This window comes from Bradyrhizobium sacchari (genome assembly GCF_002068095.1).
Taxonomy (GTDB): Bacteria; Pseudomonadota; Alphaproteobacteria; order Rhizobiales; family Xanthobacteraceae; genus Bradyrhizobium; species Bradyrhizobium sacchari.
On sequence record NZ_LWIG01000035.1, the window covers coordinates 1 to 8,876 of the forward strand.

Consider the following 8,876-nt stretch of genomic DNA (forward strand, 5'->3'; position numbering starts at 1 on the left):
TGACCCTGGCTGTGTGAAAAGCCACGAGTCGGTTACGATTCCTCCGTTTCCTAATGGGGGATACGGATGGGACGCTTCGTTGAAGGCGCGGACAGATCCCAGCTGACGCTCTTGCCGGAATGTCTGGAGGATTGGGTAGACGAGGGCAACGGGGTCCATGTGATCGATGTGTTTGTCGAGGCGCTCGACCTGCATGGAATGGGATTCGAGCGTGTGATCGCGAAGGAGACGGGCCGACCTTCCTATCATCCAGCAGTCCTTCTGAAGCTTTACATCTACGGTTATCTCAATCGGGTGCAATCCAGTCGCCGCCTGGAACGCGAGGCGCGCCGCAATGTCGAGGTGATGTGGCTGATCGGGCGCCTGGCTCCCGATCACAAGACGATCGCCGATTTCCGGAAGGATAATGGCGCGGCGATCCGGAAGGTTTGTGCGAAGTTCGTTGCGCTATGCCGGCAAATGGGCCTGTTGCAGACCCCAAGCGTCGCAATCGATGGCAGCAAGTTCAAAGCAGTGAACAACCGCGATCGCAACTTCACGCATGCCAAGATCGCGAGGCGGATGGCGCAGATCGAGGAAAGCGTCGGTCGATATCTGCGTCAACTCGATAGCGCCGATCGGCAGGATCCATCGGAAGCGATCAGCATCAAGACGACGAGGATCAAGGAAAAGATCGCTCGGCTGAAGCAGGAGATGAGCCGCCTGGAAGTGCTTGATGCGCAGATGCGCAACACGCCGGATCAACAGATATCGCTCACCGATCCAGATGCCCGTTCGATGGCCACCAGCGGACGCGGATCGGGTGTGGTCGGCTACAATGTTCAGGTCGCGGTGGACACCGAACACCATCTGATTGTTACGCATGAGGTTATAAACGTCGGCAACGACCGTGGGCAGCTTGCTCGGATGTCGAAGCAAGCCAAAGAAGTGCTCGAAGTGGACAAACTCGAGGCGGTCGCCGACCGTGGCTACTTCGACGGAGAGGAGATATTGGCCTGCGAAGAGGCTGGCGTTGCAGTCACGCTGCCCAAGCCCATGACGTCGAACGCCAAGGCGGAGGGCCGGTTCGGCAAACAGGACTTCGCCTACCTGCCTGATGAGGACGTCTACCGCTGCCCATCCGGTCAGCTGCTGCCGTATCACTTCACCAACATCGAGCATGGCATGACGCTGCGCCGTTACTGGTCGACAGCGGCGTGCCAAGGCTGCGCGATCAAGAGTCAATGTACGCCGTCCAAGGAGCGTCGCATCACGCGCTGGGAGCATGAGCATGTGGTCGAGGAGGTCCAGAGACGGCTCGATTCCGATCCCGACGCCATGCGGAGGCGGCGCGAGACAGTCGAGCATCCCTTCGGCACGATCAAAGCCCGTATGGGTGCGACCCACTTCCTGACGAAGCGGCTACGGAATGTCGCCGCTGAGATGGCGCTGCATGTTCTCGCCTATAACCTCACGCGGGTGATGAACATCGTCGGCAAACCGAGCCTGATTGCAGCCATCCGCGCCGCCTGAAGGCCGGAAAGGCCTCCAAAAGCGCAATATCCCGCCGCGATACCCACTTTGGCCGGTCATTGGACGCTCCGACGCGAGACATCGGCCGCCTGCAACGATTGGAATCACGGCCGCGTGCCGACCTATCCGTTTGCACACACCCAAGACCCAAAACAGACTTGAACGCATCCACGCCGAAGCCGTGCCGTCCATTGAAATCTCTGTTTCATTCGCGGTCGTGAACATTCCGCCGAAGGTTACCACATCGGCCCATGACCACTTGCCGACTTGTCCAACCTTCCCGAGTTTGATCTGAATCAATTGGCCGGTGCGAAGCGCTACCTAGGCTTACACCGATAAGCAAGCGAAACTGACGTGATGGAGCGCGCGCCCGCGGCCGGTAACGAAGTGGGCCTTTGTCTTCGTGCAGAGTGAATCAGCGGTTCGGGAGATACTGCTGTTCATACAGGTGCTACAGCTACGTTTTTCAGGCTGCATATTTCGTTGCCAAAAGTCCCCGGGACGTCTGGGACGGGGGGCACGCAGAGATTGGGTTGATTTGTTCGAAGGAGATTGTGATGGCGCTTCGAAACGAGCCGTGTGTGTTGGCGATGGCGATAATGATCACGTTCGGGATGGTCGCGCCCGTACTGGCGGACGATACGGGGTCCCTTACCACCGAGAAGGCGGAAGCCGTCTTCAAGAAGCCGGCCAACTACTCTCCCTACGCCGATCGTGACTTTCCGACCCGACCGTTGTTCGGCGACACCCATCTGCATACCGCAGTATCGTTTGACGCCGGCGCCTTCGGCGCACGCTTGAAGCCACGCGACGCCTATCGCTTTGCGCGCGGCGAGCAGATCGCGTCGAATAGCGGACAACCAGTGAAATTATCCCGTCCGCTCGACTTCCTGGTGGTGGCAGATCACTCCGACAATATGGGGTTCTTCCCCGATATGATGGCAGGCAAGCCGGAATTGCTGGCCGATCCGACCGGCCGTCGCTGGTACGATATGATACGTTCGGGCAAGGGCTCCGACGCGGCGATCGAGATCATTACTGCGTTCTCGCACGGGACATTTCCCAAGGATCTTCTCTACTCCCCCGGTACCCGTGCTTATCACAATGCGTGGCTCGACAACGTCGCGGCAGCCGAACAGTACAACGATCCGGGGCGCTTTACGGCATTCATCGGCTATGAGTGGACCTCAAACACCGGCGGCAACAATTTGCATCGCAACGTAATCTTCCGCGACAATGGCGACAAGGCGAGCCAGGTCGATCCGTTCACCGTCACGCCGCCAATCGGCAGCGACAATCCGGTGGATCTCTGGAGGTGGATGGATAGCTACGAGAAAAAGACTGGCGGGAGCGTGCTCGCCATCAGCCACAACGGCAATCTCAGTAATGGCCTGATGTTCCCGACTGTCGAGTCATTTGGCAAGAAAATCGACCGTGAATACGCGGAGACCCGCGCAAAATGGGAGCGGCTTTACGAGGCCACTCAGACCAAGGGGGATAGCGAGACTCATCCCTTCCTGTCTCCAAATGACGAGCTCGCGAATTTCGAGCGTTGGGACAAAGGCAATCTCGATGGCAGCGTCGCCAAGAAGAAGGAGATGCTTGAGTTCGAATATGCACGCTCGGCCCTGAAGAACGGCCTCAAGCTGGAACAATCGCTCGGCGTAAACCCCTACAAGTTCGGCATGGTGGGGAGCACTGACGCCCATACTGGCCTCGTCGCGATCGAAGAAGAAAACTTCTTCGGCAAGGTCGCGCCGCAGGAACCAGGTCCGAAGCGAATGACATCTGTCTTCATCGACAATCCCCAAACTGGCGTGAAGGTGATGGACTGGGAAGTGTCTGCCTCTGGATACGCGGCGGTCTGGGCAAAGGAGAATACGCGAGCCTCGCTGTGGGACGCGATGCAACGCAAGGAGACCTACGCAACCACCGGCTCGCGGATGATCGTACGTTTCTTCGGGGGCTGGGACTTTGCGCCCGGCGACGCGGATAACCGGCTGCCGGCAGACATTGGTTACACGAAGGGCGTGCCCATGGGTGGCGATCTCGGCTCAGCGCCGCAAGGCAAAACTCCCACTTTCCTCGTCGCTGCTCTGAAAGATCCGATCGGTGCCAACCTCGACCGGTACCAGATCGTCAAGGGGTGGCTCGACAAGGACGGTAACGGGCAGGAGAAGGTCTACGATGTGGCCTGGTCGGGCGATCGCAAACCCGACGCCAAGACGGGCAAGCTGCCATCGGTTGGCAGTACGGTTGACCTCGCCAATGCCATCTGGACTAACACAATCGGTGCACCTGAACTGATCACAGTGTGGAAGGATCCCGATTTCGATCCTTCCCTGCGTGCTTTCTACTATGGTCGCGTCATCGAGATTCCGACCCCCCGGTGGACAGCTTATGACGCCACGCGGCTTGGCGTTACTCCGCTGCAGGGGACCACCATGACCGTGACCGAGAGGGCGTATACGTCTCCGATCTGGTACACCCCGGCCAAATAGCGTCAGGTTTGGTCATGCAGCGGATTCTCCGCGAGCCCCTGCTTCACTTCATTGTTCTCGGCGCGCTACTATTCGCCGTTTACGCGGGTGTTAGAAGGGTCGACAGTGCATCCGTCCAAGATATCGTCGTCTCCCGGAGCCGGGTTGCGCATCTCGCAGGCATGTTCAGCCGCAGCTGGCGTCGGGAGCCAAATCCGAACGAACTCAGCGACCTCGTCAACGACTATGTTCGCGAGGAAATCCTCTATCGGGAAGCCAAGGCCATGGGGCTCGACAATGACGACCCCGTGATCCGCAGAAGGCTTCGCCAAAAGCTGGAATTTCTAGCCGAAGACGTCGCGGCACAGCGCGCACCGACGGATGACGAGCTGAACAGTCTGCTGCATAATGAGCCGGATCGGTTCAGAACCGAAAGCCGCTATTCCTTTTCGCACGTCTTTCTCAATCCTGACCGTTATCGAGATCGTTTAGCTGAGCGGCAGGACGCGCTAGGGAAGGAGCTGGCGGAAATGAGCGAGAGTACCGATCCGGCCGAAATCGGCGACCGCTTCCTGTTGGGCCAGTCGTTTGCCGATATGCCCGCCCACGAGCTGACCCGATTGTTTGGAGAGGATTTCTCAGGGCAACTCGCCAACGTTCCGCCCGGTTCGTGGGAGGGACCCCTTCGATCTTCCTATGGCGTCCATTTTGTACGGGTAACGAGCCGGGAGCAGGGCCGGCTTCCTTCGCTTGACGAAGCCAGACCGGCGCTATTACGCGAATGGAGCGAGCGGGAACGTATCAAGGCAAACGCGGAAACGTTCGCAAGACTGCGCAGTCGCTATCGCGTTGTCATTGAGCAGGCTTCCGAACAGCCGCGCGAGAGACAGCCATGATGCGCCCGGTCTACGGTCTCGTTATCCTGCTCGGCTTGATGTGCGTTCCCGGCAATGCGCATGAATTACGCCCAGCATATTTGGAAATACGGCAGAGTGGGCGCGATGTCTTTGACGTCCTCTGGAAGGTGCCTGCGTTAGGCAACCAGCTTCGACTGGCCATCGATGTCGAACTGCCTGAAGACACCGTCGCTGTCACCGAACCCCGCGCGGCCTACATCAACAATTCGTTTGTCTCGCGTTGGCAAGTCAGACATCCCACTGCGCTTGCCGGCAAGACCATCTCAATCTCCGGGCTGGATGCCACGTTGACGGATGCTCTGGCACGCATCGAGTGGAATGACGGGATTGCCCAGGTTGTGCGCCTGACCCCAACTCGGAGGTCTTTCCAGATCGAATCGCGCCCCCGCCTCCTGACGGTGGCAGCGACCTATACCGGAATGGGTATTGAACACATCCTGACCGGCTACGACCACTTACTGTTCCTGCTTGCGATGCTGATGATCGTTCGCGGGTATCGCCGCTTGGTTGGGACCATCACGGCCTTCACCGTGGCGCACTCGATGACCTTGGCGCTGGCGTCGCTTCATGTCCTGCAACTGCCGCGTCCGCCCGTCGAGGCCATGATCGCCCTGAGCATCATGATCGTCGCCACGGAGGCGGTCAAAATGTCAAGAGGGGAGATCGGAGTCACCGTCCGGTACCCCTGGGTTGTCGTTTTCCCGTTCGGACTCTTGCATGGGCTTGGCTTCGCCGGCGCTCTTCTTGACACCGGCCTGCCGCAGCGTGACGTGCCATTGGCGCTGCTCGCATTCAACCTAGGGGTCGAACTCGGTCAGCTAATCTTTATCACTACGTTACTTGGCGGGGCTCACATAATTCAGCGCATCCCGGATGGTGAATTGCTGCTGAGCAGGATGCGACCAGCTGTCACCTACGGCGTCGGTATGATGGCAGGCTTCTGGCTGCTCGAACGGTCGCTAAGCTTCTTTACAATGTGAGCGACTTCCGCTTCCGGCCCAAGGCCGACATGATGCATGTCGTTTGCAATGTCGCCTTCAAGGCGCAAACCGGACGCGACGAGTGGGCACAAGGCCGCTCGCGTGACGCGAGCGGCCTTTCATCGTTCGTCACGCGCTCAGTGCAGCGGATCGCCCTGGCCGAGAGCGTAGGCGACAAGGTCTTTCAGCGCGAAGCTCGGCCCCGTCACCGGCGTCCATTGCGGGTCGAGCGACAGTACGGAGGAATTGTCGCCGAACAGCATGCCGAGGAAGACCTCGGCGACGATGCGGCCGCCGACGGGGCCGAGCTGCGGTGTGTTGACCCCGCCTGCCGGTGCGCCGGTAGCGGGAATCTGCACGGCGGTCTGGAATTGCCGCGCCTCGGCCAGGATGTAGGTCCAGAGCGGGCAATTGCCGGCGAACACGCCGTTCGCAATGTCTGCGATCTTGGTTTGCGGATCGTCAGGGCCGGGCTCGTCGACGGCCTTGCCGATGATGATCTGATCGTCGGCGAGCGGCGTCAGGTTCATCGCCCTGGCGACGGCCTGGCCCGAGGGCAGGCCGAGCCGCCAGCCGCGCTCGAGATTGCGCAGCGCCAGCGACGCCGGATTGGAGGCGACCTCCGGCGGCAGCTTGCGCAGCGGATCGACCAGCGATGCGTCGATGCGATAGGCGAACTGCAGCCGCCGCTTGTTGTCGGGATTGGTGTCGTCGTCCTCGACGCCGTAAGCGCGGGTGTCGAGATCGATGAAGCGGCCCCAGTCGATCGCGCGTCCCGGGCCCATCGCGCGGAAGCCGGTCAGCGCGTTGTGATCGGGGTTGTTCGGATCAGGGAAGATCTGCAGCAGCATGTTGGCCGCATCGTTCAGCCGATAGCCGGGGCGGATCATGGAGTGTCCGAGCCGGTAGGCCGCGACCGAGAACTCGACCGGCATGAACGGATAGGTCTTCCAGTGGTAGTGGGCGAGCTTGCTGCGGTCGTAGCGGCCCGCCGTCTTCAATCCGTCCAGCACGCTGGCATGGACGATGCGCGGCAGGAAATCGTTGAGCACGACGTATTGATAATGGAAGCGGACGCGCTGCTGCACGTCCTCGAACGACAGGCTGTCGTTGTCGTCGACCATGCGGTTGTGGAAGCGCAGCATCAGGGCCTGGAACTGCGAGACGATGCTGTTCTCGTCGTTGCGGGGATCGCCGATCAGCGCGCGGCCCTTGAAGCGCGGCAGGTCGTGGGTGTCGGCGACGCCCGTACCGCTCAGCTTCTCGCCGAGACGGAACTTGTTGCCGTCATACATGTAGGGCTGGTCGTTCGGCCCGCGGCCGTAGACGTTGTCGAGGTCGAACGACGGCGTGCGGAAGTCGACGAGCCCGTCGGGATCCTGCTGCTTGGTCAGCGAGCTGACCGGATCGAAGGTGATGTCGTGGTCGATGAACTGGCCGAAATAGGTGTAGAGCGCTGGAATGCCGCTCTCCTCCGCGTCCGGTCCGTCCTTGGGTGCGTCGAACTTGCCGACCATCTTGTCGGCCAGCGCCGACAGGTTGGTGACGTTGGCGGAATCGCTGGCGCCGAATTTTGCCGGAGCGAGCTTGCGGAACATGCGGCCGAAGCGGCCTTGCGAAAGCGGCGAACGGGTTGCGTTCAGACCGCGCGGAACAATTGCGTGGCGGCTGCTCATTGAAAACACCTCCATGAAAAAGTCACGACGGAGCGAATAAAGCTAAAGTTGTTCGCAACATAATTTGCAGGCGAAGCTAGATCAGGGATCTTGGCACGCCACAAGCCGCAGCTTCACATTGTGCGCGATGACGATGCTGTTCCGAAGCGGAGGGGTGTGAGCAAGCTGCGGCGGCGCTTTGCAAATTTTTCCCGGACCGATGACGGATAACATTCTCGTCATCGGCGCGCGCGTGCAGCTTCGTGCGGTGTCGACTCGCCGGATCTGTCGGCGCGGTCGGTCGTCGCCATGTGAGGATTGTGGCGGNGGCGCGCGCGTGACAGCGCGCACGCCGCAATCAAAGCATGATCCGGAAAAGTGCGAAGCGGTTTTCCGGAAAGATCATGCGCAAAAACAACCTAAAGCGCGATGGCGATTCATCCAAATCTCATCGCGCTTTACGTCAGTAATAGCGCTGCTGCGCGAATGCGTAGCGCGGATTGATGCCGCAATAGGCCGACGTGCCGGAGGCGGAGGCCTGGCACTGCTGATAGGTTGCGAACTGGCAGTTGCCGGGATAGCCCCAGATGCGGCCCTGCAGGCAATATCTGTCGTTCGCGGGCTGGGCCTGGGCTGCCGGGGCCATCACGGCCATGAGGGCCGCGAACGATGCGACAGTGAGGATGGTGCGACGCATTTCAGTCTCCTTGCGAGAACGGTGGAATGAGGAACACCAGCTCAACTTGCGTGTTCCGGGACTTGCCCGACACTTTGTCGTGCTTGTCTTGGTGTCCGCAGTGGGCGCGGCGTTCAACATGCGCCTATGATGAGGCAGGCTGTGGCGGGCAATGTGATCTTGGCCACAGTTCGCCACCGGCTGCCGGCCTATCGTGAGCGGACTTTTCGCGAGAGGATTTGGCGCGGCGCAGGCCCACGCTTTCCTCATTCGGGTCGGCTCATTTTTGGAGGTACTGATGCAAAGGTCATATTTGCTGGCTGCGACAGCAGCGCTGGCGCTTCTCGCGCAATCTTCATTCGCGCTGGCGCAGAGCGCACCGGCCGCCGGGGGGGCCGCGGCGCCTGCGGCGACATCGACCGCGACCACGGCGCCGAGCGCGACCGCCGACACCTCCGGCCAGTCCTCCGACTCCAAGAAGAGCGCATCGAAAAAGCCGGCGAAGAAGAAGATGACGCGGCAGCAGGAGATCGATCATTCCGTCGATACCGGCACTGTGCCCGCGCGCTATCGCAGCTCGGTGCCGAGGCAGTACCAGCAATATATTCCGTTCGAGAAACAGTGATCGCGCGGCGGCGCGACGAGGCGTCGCGCCG

General features: G+C 60.5%; 7 protein-coding genes. 5 read left to right on the forward strand and 2 right to left on the reverse strand.

The annotated features are described in order from the left end of the window. Positions 1-66 precede the first annotated feature (66 nt). From A5906_RS30175 to A5906_RS30190, 4 genes are all read left to right on the forward strand, one after another. Complete coding sequence (locus A5906_RS30175; protein ID WP_136615447.1) at positions 67-1,512, forward strand: IS1182 family transposase; 1,446 nt, start codon at positions 67-69, stop codon at positions 1,510-1,512. A gap of 614 nt (positions 1,513-2,126) precedes the next feature. Beyond that, complete coding sequence (locus A5906_RS30180) at positions 2,127-4,013, forward strand: DUF3604 domain-containing protein (RefSeq protein ID WP_430642427.1); 1,887 nt, start codon at positions 2,127-2,129, stop codon at positions 4,011-4,013. Between the two features lie 14 nt (positions 4,014-4,027). Next, positions 4,028-4,888, forward strand: coding sequence for a peptidyl-prolyl cis-trans isomerase (locus A5906_RS30185; RefSeq protein ID WP_080138855.1), 861 nt, complete (start codon positions 4,028-4,030; stop codon positions 4,886-4,888). Then, a complete protein-coding gene (locus tag A5906_RS30190; protein ID WP_080138856.1) occupies positions 4,885-5,889 on the forward strand; it encodes a HupE/UreJ family protein in 1,005 nt (334 codons plus the stop codon). Before A5906_RS30185 ends, A5906_RS30190 begins: the two co-directional genes overlap by 4 nt. Before the next feature lie 137 nt (positions 5,890-6,026). Here the strand turns inward: A5906_RS30190 and A5906_RS30195 are convergent, their stop codons facing one another. Both A5906_RS30195 and A5906_RS30200 read right to left on the reverse strand, forming a co-directional pair. After that, positions 6,027-7,565, reverse strand: coding sequence for a peroxidase family protein (locus tag A5906_RS30195; protein WP_080138857.1), 1,539 nt, complete (start codon positions 7,563-7,565; stop codon positions 6,027-6,029). 442 nt (positions 7,566-8,007) lie between these two features. Beyond that, on the reverse strand, positions 8,008-8,241 hold the full coding sequence (locus A5906_RS30200) for a DUF3551 domain-containing protein (protein WP_080138858.1): 234 nt from the start codon (positions 8,239-8,241) through the stop codon (positions 8,008-8,010). Positions 8,242-8,518: 277 nt separating this feature from the next. Between A5906_RS30200 and A5906_RS30205 the strand changes: the two genes are divergently transcribed. Beyond that, complete coding sequence (locus tag A5906_RS30205; protein ID WP_080138859.1) at positions 8,519-8,845, forward strand: hypothetical protein; 327 nt, start codon at positions 8,519-8,521, stop codon at positions 8,843-8,845. Positions 8,846-8,876 lie beyond the last annotated feature (31 nt).